Source organism: Pseudogemmobacter sp. TB195, assembly GCF_058313095.1.
Genome location: NZ_JBZEGG010000008.1, coordinates 1 through 19,967, shown reverse-complemented (window position 1 = coordinate 19,967; position 19,967 = coordinate 1). Strand labels below are relative to the sequence as shown.

18 protein-coding genes are annotated in these 19,967 nt (G+C 60.2%); 16 read left to right on the top strand and 2 right to left on the bottom strand.

Annotated elements, in window-relative coordinates:
• The first annotated feature begins 101 nt into the window (after nucleotides 1–101).
• From AC4FS3_RS09775 to AC4FS3_RS09755, 5 genes are read left to right on the top strand one after another with little or no spacing between them, the layout of a single operon-like run.
• Nucleotides 102–446, top strand: a complete 345-nt coding sequence (locus AC4FS3_RS09775; RefSeq protein ID WP_491020407.1) for a hypothetical protein — start codon at nucleotides 102–104, stop codon at nucleotides 444–446.
• A gap of 47 nt (nucleotides 447–493) precedes the next feature.
• The gene (locus tag AC4FS3_RS09770; RefSeq protein WP_491020406.1) at nucleotides 494–1,489 is read left to right on the top strand and encodes a hypothetical protein; all 996 of its coding nucleotides are present in this window, start codon (nucleotides 494–496) and stop codon (nucleotides 1,487–1,489) included.
• Nucleotides 1,486–2,751, top strand: a complete 1,266-nt coding sequence (locus AC4FS3_RS09765) for a hypothetical protein (protein WP_491020405.1) — start codon at nucleotides 1,486–1,488, stop codon at nucleotides 2,749–2,751. Before AC4FS3_RS09770 ends, AC4FS3_RS09765 begins: the two co-directional genes overlap by 4 nt.
• Nucleotides 2,744–3,430, top strand: a complete 687-nt coding sequence (locus AC4FS3_RS09760) for an ABC transporter ATP-binding protein (RefSeq protein ID WP_491020404.1) — start codon at nucleotides 2,744–2,746, stop codon at nucleotides 3,428–3,430. The genes AC4FS3_RS09765 and AC4FS3_RS09760 overlap by 8 nt, the downstream gene beginning before the upstream one ends.
• Nucleotides 3,430–4,593: an ABC transporter permease gene (locus tag AC4FS3_RS09755; RefSeq protein WP_491020403.1), complete on the top strand. Its 1,164-nt coding sequence runs from the start codon at nucleotides 3,430–3,432 to the stop codon at nucleotides 4,591–4,593. Before AC4FS3_RS09760 ends, AC4FS3_RS09755 begins: the two co-directional genes overlap by 1 nt.
• A gap of 958 nt (nucleotides 4,594–5,551) precedes the next feature.
• Here the strand turns inward: AC4FS3_RS09755 and AC4FS3_RS09750 are convergent.
• Together AC4FS3_RS09750 and AC4FS3_RS09745 are read right to left on the bottom strand one after the other, a co-directional pair.
• Nucleotides 5,552–6,739 (bottom strand): type II toxin-antitoxin system HipA family toxin, encoded by a 1,188-nt coding sequence (locus tag AC4FS3_RS09750; RefSeq protein WP_491020402.1) that lies wholly within the window; start codon nucleotides 6,737–6,739, stop codon nucleotides 5,552–5,554.
• Nucleotides 6,740–6,792: 53 nt separating this feature from the next.
• Nucleotides 6,793–7,107 carry a helix-turn-helix domain-containing protein gene (locus tag AC4FS3_RS09745; RefSeq protein WP_491020401.1) on the bottom strand — a complete coding sequence of 105 codons (315 nt, stop codon included), beginning with the start codon at nucleotides 7,105–7,107 and terminating at the stop codon, nucleotides 6,793–6,795.
• Between the two features lie 295 nt (nucleotides 7,108–7,402).
• Between AC4FS3_RS09745 and repA the strand changes: the two genes are divergently transcribed.
• The 11 genes from repA to AC4FS3_RS09690 all read left to right on the top strand — a co-directional run.
• Nucleotides 7,403–8,593 (top strand): plasmid partitioning protein RepA, encoded by a 1,191-nt coding sequence (repA, locus tag AC4FS3_RS09740; RefSeq protein WP_491020400.1) that lies wholly within the window; start codon nucleotides 7,403–7,405, stop codon nucleotides 8,591–8,593.
• 1 nt (nucleotide 8,594) lies between these two features.
• Entirely contained in the window at nucleotides 8,595–9,545 is a 951-nt protein-coding gene (gene repB / locus AC4FS3_RS09735) for a plasmid partitioning protein RepB (protein ID WP_491020399.1), read from the top strand.
• Between the two features lie 148 nt (nucleotides 9,546–9,693).
• Entirely contained in the window at nucleotides 9,694–10,779 is a 1,086-nt protein-coding gene (repC, locus tag AC4FS3_RS09730; protein ID WP_491020398.1) for a replication initiation protein RepC, read from the top strand.
• A 921-nt stretch (nucleotides 10,780–11,700) separates the two neighbouring features.
• Nucleotides 11,701–12,510, top strand: a complete 810-nt coding sequence (locus tag AC4FS3_RS09725) for a class II aldolase/adducin family protein (protein ID WP_491020397.1) — start codon at nucleotides 11,701–11,703, stop codon at nucleotides 12,508–12,510.
• Between the two features lie 57 nt (nucleotides 12,511–12,567).
• Nucleotides 12,568–14,001, top strand: coding sequence for an aldehyde dehydrogenase (gene aldA, locus AC4FS3_RS09720; protein ID WP_491020396.1), 1,434 nt, complete (start codon nucleotides 12,568–12,570; stop codon nucleotides 13,999–14,001).
• 37 nt (nucleotides 14,002–14,038) lie between these two features.
• Nucleotides 14,039–14,971 carry a substrate-binding domain-containing protein gene (locus AC4FS3_RS09715; RefSeq protein ID WP_491020395.1) on the top strand — a complete coding sequence of 311 codons (933 nt, stop codon included), beginning with the start codon at nucleotides 14,039–14,041 and terminating at the stop codon, nucleotides 14,969–14,971.
• A gap of 89 nt (nucleotides 14,972–15,060) precedes the next feature.
• Nucleotides 15,061–16,590: a sugar ABC transporter ATP-binding protein gene (locus tag AC4FS3_RS09710; RefSeq protein WP_491020394.1), complete on the top strand. Its 1,530-nt coding sequence runs from the start codon at nucleotides 15,061–15,063 to the stop codon at nucleotides 16,588–16,590.
• Nucleotides 16,587–17,573: an ABC transporter permease gene (locus AC4FS3_RS09705; RefSeq protein ID WP_491020393.1), complete on the top strand. Its 987-nt coding sequence runs from the start codon at nucleotides 16,587–16,589 to the stop codon at nucleotides 17,571–17,573. The genes AC4FS3_RS09710 and AC4FS3_RS09705 overlap by 4 nt, the downstream gene beginning before the upstream one ends.
• 33 nt (nucleotides 17,574–17,606) lie before the next feature.
• Nucleotides 17,607–19,247 carry a GMC family oxidoreductase gene (locus tag AC4FS3_RS09700; RefSeq protein WP_491020392.1) on the top strand — a complete coding sequence of 547 codons (1,641 nt, stop codon included), beginning with the start codon at nucleotides 17,607–17,609 and terminating at the stop codon, nucleotides 19,245–19,247.
• 93 nt (nucleotides 19,248–19,340) lie between these two features.
• Entirely contained in the window at nucleotides 19,341–19,706 is a 366-nt protein-coding gene (locus AC4FS3_RS09695; RefSeq protein ID WP_491020391.1) for a hypothetical protein, read from the top strand.
• Between the two features lie 55 nt (nucleotides 19,707–19,761).
• Nucleotides 19,762–19,967 (top strand): electron transfer flavoprotein subunit beta/FixA family protein (locus AC4FS3_RS09690; protein WP_491020390.1); only part of this gene is annotated, 206 nt, incomplete at its 3' end.

The following is a 19,967-nucleotide window of genomic DNA, read 5'->3' as shown; positions in this document are numbered from 1 at the left end:
GCATCCGCCCGATGCTAGGCCCGTCCTGATCACATGGTTCAGGACGGGCAGTTCAGGGACGCAGTCTTCCTGCCCGGTCTGATGAAAACGGGAGTAATACCTTGCAAATTCTGAAGCTCAGCCTGACCCTCGCCGCAGTTCTTGTGCTTGCAGGCTGCTATGAAAGCGGCAGCTCTGACAGCAACAGCAGCGGCGGCTCCGGCAGCACTGGCGGTACCGGTGGTGGCAGTGTCACTGTTCGCCCGCCCGCCTATACCTGCCCATCGAATTGCCAGAATGTGCAGACCCGCACCAGCTGCCAGGCCGCAGAATCCTATTACCAGGTCTATGTCGAAAACGCGCGGGCCGGCACAGCCGCATCGACGCTGGAACAGCTTTACGACAACCATGCCCGGTCCGCCGGGTTGGCGCGCAGCATGGTGCAGCAGATCGGCTGCGCCCCCTGACGCTGCCTGACGTGCTGCGTTTTTACATAACCGCAGGTCTTGCTGCGATGGCCCTGACCGGTGCCGTCGCAGCAGGACTTGGCCATGGCCCCGCCAGTGTCGCACCGGAGGTCCGGGCGGCTGTGGCTGTGACGGCCGCGGCCCCATCCGGGGCTGCGGTTGAACCTGCGACATTCAGGACCTGCTTTCTGGACTGGGCCGAAGAGACGCCACTGATTGCTCTGCGCGATGGATTTGCGTCAACCGGGCTTTCGGTTTCAGACTTGGTCCAGCCGGACAACGTTCTACTGACCTTCCGCGCTGAAAATGAACGCGCTCAGCTGGAAATGCTGGATCTGCGCGCCCTTGGTCTTGCGGACCGGCAGCGTCTTGCAACAGCCGCCTATGCCGCCGCCCTGGCCCGTCATGCGACCGAGGCCCGTGCCGTTGCGCGCAAACTCACGCGCGCGCGCGAGGCGGCGGCGCTTGCGGCGACCCGCCATCGCGAGGGCAGGCTCGACCGCCTCTCGCTGGAGCTTGCCGAAGATCAGCTTGCCGAAATTGACGATCTTGCCGCGCAGACCGCCCCTGCGCTTGCCCTGCTGGAGGCAGAACATGCCCTCAGACTGACCGAGTTGCAGCAGGAAAGCGCGGCCCTCGCCAGTGAAAGGAAGGCGCTTCAGGACCATATCGGGACACTTTCGCTGCGCAGCGAAACCGCTGGTGTGGTCAGTTATGTGGCGCCCGCGCTGACGACGGGTGCCCTTGTCGCGGTGCGGCGCGGCGAACATGTGATCAGCCTTGCCCGCCCTGGCATGTTCCGCGCGAAAGTTCCGGTGCATCTGCGCGACCTGTCGCTTTTCACCGATCGCCGCGTCACCGCCCGCCTAGCGCTGGAGGCGGGGATCCTGACGGGTCAGGTCACGCGCATCTCGGCCCTTCGCAGCCCTCTGCCCGATGGCAGCACGCATGAAGTTGAAATCCGCTTCGATCCGACAGGTGTTGCGAGTGAACCGCAATCGGCAAGCTGCCTGTTCGAAACCGGCACCGGGGCCGCGCCATGACCCTGCGTTCCCGCCTGCTCTGGCTTGCGGTGGCCTTTGGCGCGGGATGTGCTGCGCCCGATTTTGACCGGGCGGAAGCGCTGATCGACCAGGTTACCCTGGATCTCGCGCAGGATGCGCCCGCCAAAGGTCTCGCCTTTGTCGATCACGCCCGCCGTTATGGCCCGGCCTTTCACACCGCCCGACTGCGCGAGGCAGAGCTTTTGCTGAATCTGGATCAACTGCGCCGGGGCGCATTGCCGCGCCTCAGCGTCATGGTTCAGGGCAGGGCCCAATGGCATGAAAGCGGCGGCTTCTCGGTCAGGGGGCGCAATCATGCCTTTGTTATCGAATGGGATTTCATCCGGGCGATCTATGTCCTGTTCCGGAATACGCCCGAGATATTCGCCATTCTGGTTGCACAGGAAAGCGCGCTTGCCCGGCAAAGCGCCGAAAAGCAGCTGCTTGACCAGCTGGCAGATACTCTCGGCACCGGGCTGGCGCTTGAAGAGGCAGGCCTGACCCTTGATGCCGAGAGCTGCCGCATAAAGGACATGCAGGGTGAGCTGGCGCTTGGCGCCCTGCCGCGCGACGAGGTTGCTGCCGGGCAGACCGCGCTGCAAAGCCGCAAATCCGCCCATGCCGCGCGCCGGACCATGTATGAGGCCAGCCGCGCCAGTCTTGCCCATGGCACAGGCGGCGCCCCCTTCGGTCCGGATCTGCGGATCGCGGCTTTGCACCCCGGGCCCTCGCGCGCCCGGACGGCAGAGCAATGCTATGAAGGTTCCGCGCTGGAAGCGCGCAACGCGGTTTTGCACCGGATTGCCAAAGACGGGCTGGACGCCGCCCGCATTGATCGCTGGATCGCGCTGTCTGGCATCGTGCCCAATCAGCTTGGGCCGGACAACCCGGCCCAGCTGGAACTTTTGCTCAATCTGATGGTACCGCTGATTGATCAGGGCAAGGGTGACCGGCAGGTGCAGCGGGCCCGGATCGCGGTCGCCAATGCGCTGATCGCGGCCCGGGAAAGCAAAGCGGCCTTCATGCTGGCCCATGCCGAGCTGACCCTGGCCCTGGCCGAGGCCCATGTGCTGCAGGCCGGGTTGACGCCTCCGGCCAGGGCAGAGACCGGATGCGCCGCCGATCTTTCCGCGCGGCTTTACGATCTGGAAAAGCGTCGCGCCAGGCTGGTGCAGGAGCATCTGGAAGTCGGGCTTGCCCTTTTGTGTATGCCTGCTGCGCCGCAGCCAGGCGGGCCTGGCGGGGCAGCAGCCAATGAGTGAGGCCGCGCTGCCGCTGCATCTTGAGCGGGTTGTGGTGCATCATGGCGGCCAGGACCGCCGGATGGTGCTGGACCATGTCGATCTGACGGTCGCGCCCGGCGAGCGGCTTTGCATCCTTGGCGAAAGCGGTTCGGGAAAGACCACGCTTCTGGAGGTAATCAGCGGTTTCCGGCGCCCGGATGCCGGGCGGGTGCGCCTTTTCGACATTGATCCGGCGGGGGCCGCAGACCGGGTTCGTGCCAGGCTGCGCCGTCAGCAGCTGGGGTTCATCTTCCAGGATTATGCTCTGATCGAAGGGCTGACGGCGCTTGCCAATATCGCCATGCCCCTGCGGCTTGACGGCGTCCGGGCTGAGGCTGCTCATCAGCGTGCGGCGGAACGGCTGGCAGCCCTTGGCCTCACGCATCTTGCTGCGGTGCCCGCCAGCGCGCTTTCGGGGGGCGAAAAGCAACGCGTGGCCTTTGCCCGCGCCACAATCCATGCGCCCCGCCTGATCCTGGCGGATGAGCCGACCGGCAGCCTCGACCCCCAGACAGGCCAGGAAATACTGCAGATGATCCTTGGGCGAGGGCAGGACAGCCCGCACAGCCTCGTGATGGTGACACATAACCACGCGTACAGCCGCCATTTCGACCGCGTTCTCGTGCTGCGGGACGGTCGGCTGCATGAGGTCGCCTGATGATGGTGCGACGCCCCTTTCGTCGCATGATCCTGCGCAGGCTGCTGATCTATTGCCTCGTCTCGGCCTGTTTCGCGGTCATTCTTGCCAATCGCATCATCACATCTGCCGCGACCGAAGGCTTCGAGGCCCGCATTCGCGCAAGCCTCTATCATGAGGCGGTGCTGACTTTTCCGATGCTCTCGGCACAGAAGGTCAGCCGGGGCCACACCGACGCGGACCATCTCGCCCCCTGGACTGAGGAGGCGCTGAAAGCCGCCTTTGCCGGGGCGGGGATCTCCGTCTCGCCCTATTCGCGGCAATTTGCCTCGATTGCCGAACTGCCTGCCGCCGGCATGGTGGAAATCCTGACAAGCGATCCGCATTTCCCTTTGGCCTACCGGCTGAGCCTCAGCCCCGATCGCAAGCCAGAGCCGGGAAGCTGCCTGATGGGCCGCCACCTTGCCGATCAGCTAATGGGTCCGCTGCCCGAATGGCTGCATTTCGGCACAATGCGCTGCAGACTTGCCGGGGTCTTTGACGGTGAGACCCGCCCGCCTTTCTGGACGCTCGACCGGGCCGTTCTGCGGCTGGCCGCGCGTGACCGGGTCATGGCGGAGGAGACCATTCTCTGGAGCAGCTATCTGCAGGCGGATACCGCCGTTTTGAACGAGGCGGATCTGCGCGCGGGCCTGGCCCCCTGGCTGGAGGCCGGGGCGGTGGAAATCTGGTCCAGCCAGCATCACGCCGAACGCGCGGCGGGTATCCTTGCAATCTACAATTTCGTCGCAGCCGCAATCAGTGGTGTCGCATTGGGCCTTTGTGCTTTCGCGATTGCCACAACCTTCATGTTCTCGGTGTCGGAGCAACGCCGGGAAATCGCCATTCGCCGCGCGATAGGGGCGACGCAATGGCAGATCATCGGCCATGTTCAGACCGAGATCGCAGCCCTGGTTCTTGGTGGTCTGCTGACAGGTATGATCGGCGGCAAATACCTCGGCCTTTATCTTCTGGCGCAGATGCAGGGGGCCGGATTGCTGGACCCGGCGGCACATGCGGTTCTGTCTCCTGTCGGCCTTATCCAGCTTGCAGCCATGTTTCTGGCGGCAGGCGTAACGGCGGGTCTGATCCCCGCCATTGTCGCCGCCCGAATTGACCCTGCCATCGTGCTGCGCGGCGGCTGACTGACGCTGCTTTGGCGTCCTGCGATGAGAACGGCCATGCGCAGTTCGTACACGAAGCGACAGCAGGCAGCCTGTGCGGGCGACGTGAAGTCTCCACGCCATCGGAGAGGATTTCGAGGTAAGCTGGGCAGCAATACTGCATCTGCAGAGGACCACTCGAAGGTCCCAAGCCGAGACATATAGGGCATCCGCTCGCCGCACCCCATGTGTTTGATCCCATGGTTTGCTGGCGCGATCCTTTCTTTGGAATGGAAGGATGCCCTATGGGACAAGTTCGTCACGGCAGCGCCACGACCACGCACGCTTTCCGAGCAGCAACACGAGCCGAATGGAAGCTTTGACTGCGGCACTGAGCCGCGAAGCGGGTATTAAACCTAGGACTGTGGCGACGTGACGAAAACCTCAGACGGTCGAAGACATGAAGGCGGGGCCGAAATTGCCTCGTTCTATGGTGCTAAGCCGGGAGGAGTAAGACCGGGTGACGTCAGCCCTTCGAACAGTCGCCGCGCCGCGCCGTCACTGACCTCAGGCCCTGCCTGCGCCGCCAGTTCGTCCTCTGTCGTCAGTGCATCTGCGCGGCGGGCCGGATCGACACGAAGATCAATGACCACAACCGCCCCCCTGCCCCAGGCAGACGCACAGGCCACAATCCATGCCGCGCCCCCCAGCCGAAAAGTCGCCCGAGCCATAAGCGGATCCGCCAGCCAAAGCGCCACGGGATGCATCCGGTTCCTCACAGCGCGCGCTCGGATCCAGCGCGGCTAAGGCCGGAAGACCTGGCGCGAGCTGAGAAGATCTCCGGGCACGGGCCATGTCGGAGCACTTCCAAAATCGGCGCTTTACTCTATACATAAGCAAAATATCCGCCGCGCCCGTCACATCTATATTATATCCAATAATGTTGCATTATCGGTCATGATGAAGTACCGCATGCGATAGCCAACCAGCTATTGCCAGTTCAGTCCCAGATCCTGGCCGCAACAAGCGATGTGCCAATCATATCCTGCAAAACCGCCGGAACGTCTGCCGCCCGCGCGAACCTGGGCCAGAGCGCGCAAGCGTCGCGCACTTCGGCAATCAGTTCCCGCGCTCTGCCCGGTCGCAGCCCCGCTGCTTCGGCTACACTGGCCATGGCAGACCGACCAGGATACCGCCCCTCCCCCGCGATTAACATGCTGTGCTCCCCGCCCGGGCCAGCGCTGAAGCTCAGGTCATAGGCAGGAGAGAGGCGCCATTCACCGTCGCCGTTCATGAGAAAAGCATGATTTTTCAAATGGTCATCCCGGTTCATGGCCAGAATGTTGAATATCATCCGCCGGTACATTTCTTCGACAGCACGCCGGTCGCGGGTCAGAACCGAGACCATTTGCAGCAATTGCCGATAGTCGAACCCCATCGCGCTCCGGAAATCTGTCTCGAGCAACGCCGCCGCAGTCTGCATATGCAGCCGCTGATCACCGTCGCGGTCAAACCGGTCCGTCACAAAGAAAGCTTCGCCAGACTGAGCGCGCAGGACGTCGACCCGCGCAATCTCAATCCCCGCGGCCCGGGCCATTGCCGCATAGGCCGCTTCAGCCTCAACCGAGCCGGGAGGATCCAGTTTTGCCCGTCGCTTGATCAAGACCTGACGCCATCCCTTGCGCCATTTTTTGCGGTGGCTGCGCAGTTGCGTGCCCTGCTCTGCCAGCTGCGCCACAAATTTCGGTCGTGCGCCCTGAGAGCCCCCCGCCATGTGGCGCAGCCGCTCCAGATCATCGATTGCAATGCCGTGATCCAGTTCGGGCACAAGCCTGTCGAACCAGTCGAGGCTGATCTCCTTTTCCGGCTGATGCGGGTGTTCAGGACGATAAACCATCGCCCCCATCCCATCTGTTCCGACCAGAGCCAGTCGTTCCAGATCGGTAATTTCCACGCGGCTCACGCCGCGTGCGGCAAGTTCGCGGTCGATCAGCAATCGACCCCAGCCATCGGGCAGACTGTCCCCGAACAGCGCCGGAAGATCGCCAAATGCCCGCTGCTGCGGCCTCAGCAGCGCGTTATAACTCTTGATGCGCAGGGGTGAGAGCGGCAGGGAGCGGGCAGAAAAGCCCGGATCCCATTCTGCCACCGCATGTCGCGCCCGATCATCCCAGCCCAGACGCGCCACCGGGATTTCCTTTCGGCCATCAAAACAGAGGAAAGCGCGCAAGTGGATTGATGTCATCTCACAGATCTCGGCTTGCGGCCAGCCCGTTGCGGAACATGGGCCTGCCGCTCAATCTCAGAAAGGCTGCGCGGTTCGGGCATAGGAAACAGCGATAAGAACCCTTCAAGCACGTCCATGGCCTCTGCAATGGCAAGCAGAGACGTCAGTGAAATCTCGCCTGAAGTTTCAAATCGCTTCAGACTGCCAAGAGACACGCCAGAGCGCGCGGCGAGATCAGCCTGGCTCCAGCCAAGCAGAAGGCGTCGCCGCCGCGCCGCGTGACGCATCGTGTCTTTTACTTCAGCAGATGTCTCCAGGCCAATAAACATTTTATAGCCAATATACTAACCATTATGATAACTTTAGCGCCTTAAAGGCTAACATATTGTTCACTACTTGCAATCCTTCTTAAGCCTGTCCGGCCTAGGAGCACCGGACCGGACCAAAGCGCCCCGCCCTCTTCAGACGTTTTTCCTGGCACTGGGTCATGCGAGATCGCTACATATAGTGCATTCCGCCCTTGCCAGAATCTGTAACAACTGCCAAAGCTACAAAAGAACGCATGCGCAGGATAAATCTCCGCCAGGCGTTCCTAAGACAAATAGTCCCGAAAAGGGTGAGCAGATGTCAGACGAACGGATCGATCAGCGCATTCAGGCTATGGCGCACCGCCTCAGCCGATCTCTTGACGCAAACATGCGCCGCTCCTTTCTGCCTGACCAGCAGAAAGAGCTGCGCCGCTTCAGTGCGGCAGAAGCCGCCGATCTGATCGGCATTTCCCAGGACCATCTTCGCAAACAATTTTTCAACGAAAAACTTGACCTCGATGTAGACACTGATAGCCGCGGCCGCCGCTTTTACACAGCGGTGCAGGTTGATCAGGCGCGCCACGCAATTGCTCAGGACAGTCGGGCCAGGCGGTTACAGTTCCTCGTCCCCGGGCGCCGCGAAGGCGACAAGCTTCAGATCATTTCGGTGGCGAATTTTAAAGGCGGCGCAGGCAAGACAACGACGGCCATTCACCTCGCGCAAAAACTTGCGCTGGACGGATATCGCGTCCTGGCGGTCGATCTGGATCCACAAGCGTCACTGACCACCATGTTCGGCGTCCGCCCCGAGATCGAGCTGGCTGAAACCGGCACGGTATATGACGCCCTGCGCTATGATGACCCCCTGCCCTTCGCCAGTGTTCTGAGAAAAACCTATTTCCACAATCTTGATCTGGCGCCGGCCGGGCTCTTGCTCTCGGAATTCGAGACCGAGACTGCGCATGCCTTGCAGAACAATACCCAGCCCCCCTTCTACCAGCGCCTCGCGATCTGCCTTGCGGATGTCGAAAGCCTCTATGATGTCGTTGTCATCGATTGTCCTCCGCAGCTTGGCTTCATTACGCTGTCGGCCCTGGTTGCCTCGACATCGCTGATCGTGACAGTGGTGCCGAGCATGCTGGATGTTGCCTCGATGGCGCAATTCCTGCAGCTCACCGCGAGCCTGATGGCGACCATCGCTCAGGTTGGCGCAAGCCCGAACTGGGATTTCATGAAGTTCCTGATCACGCGCTTCGAGCCAAATGACGGGCCGCAGACCCAGATGGCGGCCTTCCTGCGCACCATGTTCACCGATGAGGTGCTGACCCGCACCTTCCTCAAATCCTCGGCGGTCTCGGATGCGGGGCTGACACAGCAAACGCTGTTCGAGGCCAATCGAAGTGATTTCACCCGGCAAACCTATGACCGGGCCATCGAAAGCATCACGGGTGTAGTCGATGAGATCGAGGGCCTGATCCAAACCGCCTGGGGCAGGAAGGAGGCGTAAGATGGCGCGCAAAATCACGTTCCATGTCAGCCCTGACGAAATGGCAAATCCCGATACCGGGGTCAAACCGGCCCCTGCCCTCGCCGGCATGGCGCGTTCCCTGCAGGCCGCTGCGGCCGCCAGTGTGCGCGACCTTGATGTCGCCCTGATCGAGGACAGCCCACATCAGGACCGGCTCGAAATTGACCCGGATGAAATCGCCGAACTCGCGCAGAGCATTCGGCAGAACGGCCAGCTGGTGCCGATCCTCGTCAGCCCCCTGCCCGCGGGCCGGTTCCGTATTGTCTATGGCCGACGCCGGCTTCTGGCCCTGCGCCAGCTTGGCCAGGTTGCGAAAGCCCTTGTTCGTGACCTGAGCGATGACCAGGCGATTATAGCGCAGGGTCAGGAAAACAGCGCCCGCAAGGATCTGAGCTTCATCGAAAAGGCCGCCTTTGCAGGTCAGTTGATGGCCGAAGGCAAGTCAGATGATCTGATCGCGGATGCACTGAATATCGACCAGAAAGCCCGCGCCAATGGTGACAAGCTCACTAATCTGTCGCGGATCCGGCAGGTTATTCAGCGCATCTCCCCGGACCTGATCCGCGCCATCGGAGCGGCGCCTTCCTTTGGCCGGGACCGCTGGTATAGTCTCGCGCAAGATATTGAAAAAGCAGGGTTTCCGCCCGGAAACCAGGCAGATTTCATCAAAGCGGCAGAGGTAAGAAAAGGCACCAGCGACGATCGCTTTACAGCGGTCGAGCGGGCAATTCCGTCAAAAGCAAAGGCGCCACCACAGGCAAGGCCTAAGACATTGGCCACCGAAGCGCCCGCCATTGTGAAAACAACAGCCCTTAAGGCGACCATCACCGTCTCGATCACAACGGCTAAAGACCTGCATGCCTGGATCAGAAAGAACCCTCAGGCCGCGATTGACGCGTTGCTCGAGGCACAAGCAAAATCGAAGCAGTAAGAGAAAGGAGAACGGCCGGAAAAGGAAAAAGCCTCTCGAGTGAACCCGAGAGGCCTTAAGCTACAAAAAGGGCGCCAACCCTGTCCACAGCAGTTTCACACCTCGGACTGTAGCTCAAGGCTTCTGCCCTCGCAACACCGCAATCGCGGTGAACGAATTTTTGTGCCTTGCGCAAAATGAACTGACCGCATCTGCGGATCAGATCGGGAGGGATTTGCTGCTCGCTGGAGCCATTCCTGATGGTCAGAATGCCATGAAAGCAACTCTCATCCAGACCCATGATCCCCGGTGGACGATTCTCGCCCAGATCCAGACGGCGCGCGAAGCCATCGGCATCAGGCCACGCAGTCTGACCGTTCTGCGCGGACTTCTGAGTTTCGTCACCCCCGCAAAATGGCATGCTGGTGAACTGATCGTGTTCCCGTCCAATCGGGCGCTGCAGGAGCGGTGCGACGCCATGGATGAACGCACGCTTCGCCGTCATCTGGCCCATCTCTGCGCCGCTGGAGTGATCCAGCGCAAGTTGAGCCCCAATCGCAAGCGCTACGCGGTGCGTGACGAAACAGGCGCGATGCTGATGTGCTACGGCTTTGATCTGAGCGGGCTTAAGGCGCATGCGGAACGTATCGCCTCACTGGCGGAAGATGCAAAGCAACAGGCCCTGCGGTTGCGGTCGCTCCGCTCTGTCCTGCGGCATCTCCTCTGGGAAAGCCAGTCTTCCGACGCAGAGTTGCACAAGCTTCTGCGCAACAAAACATCCACAGTAGAGCTTGAAGCCGCGATCAAATCCCTGCGCAATACACCTCAGATGACCGACAGCCACGGCCAGAATGTCCTGCATATTCAGAATTCTGATAAAGAAATAAATGAAGAATCTACGCCTGCTTCGATCACAGAAGCAATTACGGCTTCCGAATGCGCGGACGCTGCGCAAAGCGCTGTCGAACTTTCGCTGACACCGGTTCGGACCTGGTCAGACCTTGAGCATCTTGCCGAGACTCTTGCGCCAGCTTTGGGTCTCAAGTCTGATCTTCAGAATAACGCCAGGCAAAATCTTGGACCAAAAGGATATACTCTGGCTGTCCTTGGTCTGGTTCAGGCTTTCGAACGTATCAAGAATGTTCCACGCTATCTTGCCACATTGAGCCAGAAAGCTGAGAACGGCGAAATCAATATTCTGAAAATGTTCAGATCTTTGACCAGAAGCCATCCGTTTCCGGCCGGAAACCAATAAATTCAATTTGTTACGGGAGATCATAGGCCGAACCTAACGGTTTCCAGAGCCGTGCAAAGGCCGCCAATCGAATGTGACACTCTGTCCAGGACCCAAGAAGGGCAGGGTAGACAGCGCAGGAATCCGATAGCCTGTGACCTTGGTCAAAACGCGTCCACCAAACAGCAGGTCCCGCATCATCGAGGCGGCAAAAATCCACGCCGACGCGGACAAGTTGTCCGACGGGTCTCCGGATCTCTGCTTCTGCGGCTTCTGATGTTGAGACGCGGATGTCGGAGCAAGAATGCCTGGAGACGCCAGCTTCTGTCTGCGCGCCGCCTGCCAGAAGGGCAGGAAGAATTCCAGGAGATCACCAACGGGTTTCATGAACGGCACGAAAGCGGCACGCAAAGAAATACCTGCGCGGAAAGGCTGAGGATCGCGCAACCGTCCTGAACGTCGCCTCGACGTCAGCTTTCGCCTGGTTCTTCGTAAGCCCGCTCTCTTTGCCACTTTCGCGGCAAAATGGCCTTCCCGACTGTCGCGATCAATACAGTTGACTGACCGGCCGCCGGTCAACCCAAGCGTTGATCAGACCGTGTTGTTTTTTCCAAAGGCTCTGTTGAGAAGCTCAGCTCTCATGCTCAGAATGGCGAAGAGGCGCGCCACCCGCAGATTCCATTCCTCGAGAAACTGGCCCACCCGATCGTATTCTGCCCCTCTTCATCCCTTGAGCCTCTTCATCCGGCACATCACGGGAGTCTCCCCTTAACCATCGGGACGATTACCATGGAACGTGCTGCCCGCTGGGCTGTGCCGGGCGTGGAAAACCCGAATCTGTAATAAGTGTTATCGCGTCCCGCCAGATTGTCGGGCGATGAGGAATCGCATTGATTACCTCCGAGCAAACAAAGTTTACACTTGCTAGGAGGAGCTGCTGTCATGGACCTGGGAAACAGGGTTTCAATCTATCAGCCCGCGCAGCCGGGGCTTAAATATCCCGAATTGCCCGCGTTCGAGAGTATCGAGAAGGAACGCTTTCATCGTAAAGAGCGTCTGATCATCGCCTGCCGTGCCTTCGCGAAGGAGGGCTTTGAATACGGGTTTGCCGGTCATCTGACCGTGCGTGACCCCGAACGCCCCGAGCTTTACTGGACCAACCCGATGGCGGTGGCCTTTGACGAGGTCCGGATGTCCAACCTGATCCTTGTTGATCACGAAGGTATGGTTGTTGAGGGTGATTACGCCGTAAACCGTGCGGGGTTTATCCTGCATGCCAATGTGCATGAGGCGCACCCGGATATCATCGCGATGTGCCATGCCCATACGCTCTATGGTACGGCCTTTGCCGCTTTGGGGCGCCCGCTCGAACCTGTGACTCAGGATGCCTGTGCGTTCTATAACGATCATGTCGTGATCGGCGCGTCGGCGGGCGCGGTAGCGGTTGAACACAAGTCGGGCCAGAGCGTCGCCGAGGCATTTGGGGGCGTGAAGGCCGCGATCCATCAAAACCACGGCCTTCTGACCGCCAGCCGCCATTCTATCGATTCTGCCGCCTTCTGGTTTATTGCGCTGGAACGGTGCTGCCATCAGCAGCTGATGCTGGATGCAAGCGGGCACAAGCCATTCCTCGTGCCCGAAGACCGCGCCAATTACAGCAGGGAGCATGTCGGCTCGGATTATATCGGCTGGCTGCACTTCCAGCCGATCGTCGAGCAGATCAAGCGCGACAATCCTGACATCTACGCCTGACCCGGAATGCCCGGCCAGAGTGCCGGGCAGGTCCGCATCTGAGATAGAGGGATGATTATGGAAAAATACAAAAACTTTGTCGACGGTGCTTTCGTGGACGCTGACTCGGCGATCCTCGTCGATGTTATCAACCCGGCGACCTGTGCGGTCATAGCGCAGGTGCCGGATTCATCGGCCGAGGATGTCTGTTTCGCCGTGAGCGCGGCGAAGGATGCCTTTCCTGCCTGGTCGCGGCTTTCGCATTCTCAGCGGGCCGTCTATCTGCGCAGGATTGCTGCGAAAATCCGCGAGCGGGTGACCATGCTGGCCGAAGTCATCTCGCGCGAACAGGGGAAGGTGCTTCCTCTTGCGACACATGAAGTGAATCTCGCCGCGAATTATCTGGACTATGTCGCTGAATGGGCTTTGCGGATCGAGGGCGAGATCGTCTCGAGCGAAGTGCCGGGCGAGATGATCCTGCTGCAACGCAAACCGATCGGCGTCGTCGGTGCCATTCTGCCGTGGAATTTCCCGTTCTTCCTCATCGCCAGAAAGGTGGCTCCGGCCATTCTGACCGGAAATACCGTGGTCGTAAAATCGAGCGAGGAAACCCCCGTCAATGCCGCGCTCTTCGCCCGGATCCTGGCAGAGGTGGAATTGCCACGGGGTGTGGTCAACATCATAAGCGGCCGCGGTGGCACAACAGGCAGTGCCCTGTCCTCGCATCGCGATGTCGGACTGATCAGCTTCACCGGCTCGGTTTCGACCGGCATGAGCATCATGGCCGCTGCGGCCCGCAACCTGACGCGGGTAAACCTGGAGCTGGGTGGAAAGGCGCCCGCGATTGTCATGAATGACGCTGATCTTGATGTGGCGGTGAAGGCGATTCACGAATCCCGCATCGCGAATACCGGCCAACTCTGCAATTGCCCCGAACGGATCTATGTGCAGCGCGGTGTCCTTGATGCGTTCACGGACAGGATCGCAAAGGTCATGGCCGAAACGACCTATGGTGATCCGTTCGGCAAAGCCGACGTGATGATGGGGCCGCTGATCAATGAAGCCGCCCTGCGCAAGATCGACGGTCTTGTCAGCGAGGCAATGGCCGGTGGTGCCGAAGCCGTGGTCGGCGGGCGGATCTGCCGCAGCCAGCCCGGTTATCACTATGAGCCGACCGTATTGATCAACTGCAATTCCGAAATGGACATCATGCGGCGCGAGATCTTCGGCCCCGTTCTGCCGATCCAGGCCGTGGACGATCTGGATGAGGCGATCAGCCTGGCCAATGCGTCGGATTACGGGCTGACATCATCGATCTTCACCCGTGATCTGGCCAGCGCCATGCATGCCGCCCGCGAGTTGCAGTTCGGCGAAACCTTTATCAATCGCAACAACTTCGAAGCAATTCAGGGTTTCCACGCCGGCCGCAAGAAGTCGGGTATTGGAGGCACTGACGGCAAGCACGGGCTCTATGCCTATACGGAGACACACATCGTCTACATGCAGGCCTGAGACTGCCAGGAACCAATGATACAAGAGGGAGGATAACATGTATCGCACTTTCATCGGGGGCGCTCTGAGTGCGCTTGCCCTGTCCGCGGCCGCCGCATCGGCAAGAGACATCACTGTGACCTGGATTGCCGGCAACGCCGCGCTCCAGACCGAACACCGCATCCGGGACGGCTTCAATCAGCATGTCGCCGATACCGGGGTAGAGGGCTGGAACGTCACCTATCTGGACAGCGCCGGTTCGGCCGAGAAAGTGGCGAACAATATTCAGGATGCGGTGTCTCGCGGTTCGGATTTTATCGTGGTGACGGTGGCTGATCTGCGTGCCTCGGAAAGCGCATTGGCGGATGCCGAGAAAGCCGGAATCCCGGTATTCACCGCAGACAGTGGCTGGATTCCAGGCGTTGTTACCGATGTGACCACCAATAACTGGCAAATGGCTTCTGAAGTCACGCTGGCGCTGGTGGGGAAAATGCGGGGCAGGGGCAATCTGGTTGTTCTGACCGCCTCGGGGATTAAGCCCGTGCGCGAGCGCACCGACACGCTGCGTGCGATTCTGAACGAATACCCCAATATCAGGATCATCGCTGAACATGATCTGAATGTTGCGAACTTCTATCAGGATGCGATGAACGCAACACAGGATATTGCAACCCGGTTTGGCGATGATGTCGATGCCGTATGGGCCCCCTGGGACGAACCGGCCCAGGCCGCAGTGACAGCGCTTGCGGCTGCAGGACTGACAGATGTGCCGGTCAGCGGCATGGATGGTCATCAGACCGCGCTGGATGCGATCTGTGCGGAAAACAGCAGCTTTCTCGTCACCGGTCGTCAGCAATTTGAGGTCTGGGGTGCCAGGCTTGCAACCAGCATCAAACGGGTTGCCGAAGATGGCGAGGCGCCCGAGGCGGTTAAGATCTCGGATATCGAGTATCTGCCGGCTACGCTCTTCACCAGAGCCAACTGCGAATGACAGGACTGCAGGGGGCGGCGGGGAGGGCCGTCCCCTGACAGCGCCCCCGGCGGGGGCCCGGTCAACCAGCCTGCAGGGGAGGCAGCGCGATGGCAATTCTTCTTTCAGATATCAAGGTTCACTATCCCGGGGTGAAAGCGCTTGACGGCGTGACTGTTGAATTCCGCGCAAGCGAGGTTCACGGCGTCATCGGCGAAAACGGCGCGGGAAAATCCACTCTGATGAGTGTACTGAGCGGCTATAAACGGCCGACGCATGGTCACATTACAATTGATGGCCAGGAGACCGCATTTGCCAAGGCCGCAGATGCGGTTGGTAAAGGGATCGCGCTGGTTTCTCAGGAGGGAAGCCTTATCCCTTCCTTCTCGGGCGCGGAAAACATCACCCTCGGGCACGAGTTCACCCGCTTTGGCCAGATCGTAGACTCGTCGCGGGCCCTGGCCCATGCCGAAGCGATGCTGGCCCGCTGGTTTCCCGGCACCCGGATCGATCTGTCCTGCCCCTGTTCCGAACTGCCCTATGCCGATCAGAAGATTATCGAGATCCTGCGCGCTTTGAGTTCCGAGCCGCGCATTCTGATCCTGGACGAACCCACGGCCACCTTGCCTGCCCGCGAGAAGCAAAGCCTCTGGGCGCTTATCCGCGCCATTTCGGATGCCGGAGTTGGCGTGGTGCTCATCAGCCATTTCATGTCGGAGGTGCTGCATCTGTCCGATCGAATTACCGCTTTGCGCGACGGGCGGCTGGTCACGACCACTACGGCGGCAGGACGCAGCGAACGTGACCTCGTCGAGATGATGTTCTCACGCGAAGTCCATGCCAGCCTGGAAACCGCAAGGGGCAGCCTGCCCGAGGACGAGGTTGCCCATATCGAAGCCGAGCGGATCGTCTTGTCCTGCAAAGGATGGCGCAGCCCGGAATTCGAAGTCGGTGACCTTCAGATCGCCAAAGGCGAGATTGTCGGCCTGATCGGCCTGACGGGGGCGGGCCATTTCCGTTTCGCCGGCTCGCTGTTTGATCCGCGCATCGCGCAGCAAGGCCAGCTGACCTTCTTCGAGCGCGATGTCTCGCGTAACACCTGTCGCCAGATGATCGTGGCGGGGGCGGCCTTTATCCCTGATCACCGCATGATCAATGCGCTGATCGCCGACTGGAGCATCCGCGAGAACACATCTCTGCTCAGCCTGCGGCGGCTGGCAAATACGGTTATGCGTTTCGTCAGGCCAGATCTCGAGGCTCAGGCAACACGGGATGCTGCGGCCAACCTGAATGTCAGAATGTCCTCGGTCGAGCAAAAGGTCAGCGAGCTGAGCGGGGGCAACAAACAGAAGGTCTCCATCGCGCGCTGGCTTTGTTCCGGCGTGGAGCGGAAGCTCTTTATTTTCGTCGAGCCCACTGAGGGCGTCGATATCCACTCGAAGGCCGAAATTCACCGGGTGATCCGCCGGCTCGCCAGCCAGGGGGCTGCGGTTTTTATCGCCTCCTCCGATCTGCCGGAGGTTACCGCCCTGGCACACAGGATCGTTCCCTTCGTACAAGGCCGGGCCGGCAGGCCCATCCCGCGCTCCGATTTCAACGAGCAGCGCCTGATCGATTCAATTGCAGGAGAGGTAGCATGACCGAAGCCACCAATGACACCATCAGGCTGCGGCGCGATCGCACCCCCACACTGAAAACCCTACAAAAATATGGCACGCTCATCGTGCTTGTCATTGTGGTTGGCGTCTGCGGCCTTGCCAGCGACAGGTTTCTCAGCATTTCGAACCTGCTCAACATCCTGCAGCAGATCTCGATGCTGACCATCGTAGCGACAGGGCTGACTTTCGCTTTCGCGACACGCGAGATGGATCTTTCGGTCGGATATATCGTCGGCTTTGCCGGGCTTGCGGCCCCGCTTATGCTGGTGGCGGGCTGGCCGGTCTGGCTTTCGCTTGCGGCGGCGATGGCGGGCGGGTTGCTTGTGGGGATGCTGAATGCCTTTCTGGTCGTCGCGGTCGGAGTGCCATCGCTGATCGCCACGCTCGCGGTGGGCTCGATTATGTTCGGCGTGAACTTTACCATTTCCGGCGGCAGGGCAATCTATGGCGGCCTGCCGCCGGATTTTCTGGTGATCGGTCAGGGGCAGATTCTCGGTATCCCGACCCCTGCGGTCATGATGCTTATAACGGTCGTCCTCTCGTGGCTGCTCCTGGAAAAAACGGTGTTCGGACGCCGGCTCTATGCGGTTGGGGGCAATCCTCGCGCGGCTGAGTTGTCGGGAGTGCGCGTGAACCGGTATCGGGTGACGGGTCTGGTGCTTTGCGCCCTCTTCGCCTCAGTCGCGGGGCTTCTGCTTTCTGCAAGGCTGGGCTCTGGTCAGCCGAATGGCGGAGAGACCTATCTGCTTGACGGGCTGGCCGCCGTTTTCATCGGCATGACCATGATCAAGCCGGGAACGGCCACGATCCCCGGCACCTTTTTCGGGGCATTGCTGATCGGTGTGATGAATAACGGTCTGAACCTTATTGGCATGGACACCTACATCCAGAGCATGGTGAAAGGCATCGTTATCGTTATTGCCGTCTCCATCGTCTCGCGCACCAGCAGCCTCAAACTGCTCTGACCTGAAGCCTGAATCAGCGAAACGGATAGCCAAATGAGCGAGAAACTTGCGATGTCGAAGACGATTGCCGATGTGGTGATCGTCGGGGCCGGGCCAAGCGGGGCGGTGGTTGCCAAACGTCTGGCAGAGCAGGGGCTTAGCGTGGTCTGCCTCGAGCAGGGCGGCTTCCCCGACTATGCTCTCATCAAAAACCAGGGCGTGGATTTCGAATTCACCAAGGACCGGCATTTCAGCTGGAACCCGAACCATCGCGCCGCCCCCTCCGATTACCCGGTGGACGATTCCGAATCCGATGTGGCACCCCTGATGTGGAACGGTGTGGGCGGAAGCGCCGTGCTCTATGCCGCTGCCTGGCATCGGTTCCGCCCGAGCGACTTCAGGGTCCGTACTCTGGATGGCGTTGCCGATGACTGGCCGATTTCCTACGAGGATCTGGCGCCATATTATGATCGGGTCAGCGTGGATTTCTCGGTCTCGGGTGTGGCGGGCGATCCGGCCTGGCCCTATCATGATGTTCCGCTGCCCCCCTTCAACCTGAAGGGGATGGAAAAGAAGATGATCGAGGCGCATGATCGCCTCGGCTGGCACTGGTGGCCGGGCTCTAATTCCATTGCCAGCATCAAACACAACGGGCTGGAGCCCTGCGTGCGTCGGGGCGCCTGCCTGTGGGGATGCTTCGATGGCGCGAAAGCCTCTCCTGACCGGACGCATTGGCCGAAGGCGCGGCGCCTCGGAGCAGTTCTGCTGACCCATGCGCGGGTGCAGCAAATCGAAGTGGACAAGGAAGGCCTTGCGCGGGCGGTTGTCTATGTTGATCGCGAAACCGGCACAACCTATCGTCAGCGCGGCCGGATTGTGGTGCTGGGAGCCAATGGGCTTGGTACGCCCCGGCTTTTGCTGAACTCAGTCAGCAACGCGTTTCCCGACGGACTGGGCAATCGCTCAGGTATGGTCGGCAAGCGGCTGATGATGCACCCATATGCTACGGTGATCGGCCTTTTCGAGGATTTTTTCGAAAACTGGCAGGGGCCCTTCGGGCAACGCCTCTATTCGATGGAGTTCGCGGAAACCCGAAAGGACACCGATTTCCTGCGTGGCGCCAAGTGGCAACTTATGGGAACCGGCGGGCCGCTTAACACCATCGGCGCCTTCCCCTGGGGCGACAATGCGGGCTGGGGCAAGGAGTTCCACAAGACCGTACATCAGCGCTTTGGCCGTTCCATCGACTGGTCAATCATCGCCGAAGACCTTCCGGAAGATACGAACTACGTCACGCTACATCCGACCATGACGGATGAGGACGGACTTCCGGCGCCGAAGATGGTTTATCGCAACAACGAGAATACGCGGCGCCTGATGCAGTACAACGTCGAACGCGCCGAAGAGAGCCTGAGGGAGGCGGGCGCCTATGAGGTGCTGCGCGCGCCCTTCTTTCGCGAGACCGGCTGGCACATGCTGGGCACATGCGTGATGGGCAACGATCCCGCCCGATCGGTCGTAGACTCTTATGGGCGTTCGCATGAGGTAAAGAATCTTTTCATTGTCGATGGCAGCGTGATGCCGACATCCAGTTGCGTGAATCCGACCGGCACCGTCGCCGCCCTCGCGCTGCGATCGGCGGAGCACATCCTCGAGACCGCCCGCAATCAGAGCGTCAGCCTGGAAAACGTCTGAGCCCCGCAGCTTTGAAGAAAGGAGCCGGATATGCCGGACACTAAGACACTTGACGCTTTTCTATCCGATAACCGCGTTTTGTTGCAGAAAATAATGGATGCACTGATCCCGGCCGATACCGGGCGCGCCATGCCTTCGGCATCAGAGGCGGGCGTGCTCGACAGCCATTTGCGATCGGCATTGCTGCGGCGGGACGATCTGGCGCCTGGCTTTGCTTTGGCAGTCGGGCGCGCTGCAGATCTCCCCTCCACAGATCTCGATGGGCTGCTTACTCTCTCTGATACAGACTTCGGGCTGATCAGTCGCGTCATCGCGGGGGCTTACTTCATGAATGCCGAGGTGAATGAAAAGCTGGGATATCGAGGTCAGTCCGAAATGCGCGAAACGGTCGATTATGACGAAATCATTTCCCTGATCGAAGCCCCCGTCGGTCGCGGCGACGTCTATACGCATATCTGAATCGTCGCGGGCGATGCGCGGTCCGCCCCATAACGGAAAAAGTGAGAGATAGGGCATGAAGGTCCTCGTACCTGTCAAACGGGTGATTGACTACAACGTGAAGGTCCGTGTGAAAGCGGATGGTTCGGGTGTCGATCTTGCCAATGTGAAAATGTCGATGAACCCCTTTGACGAGATCGCTGTGGAAGAAGCGATCCGCCTGAAGGAAAAGGGCATCGCCACCGAGGTCGTGGTCGTCTCGATCGGCGTCAAACAGGCGCA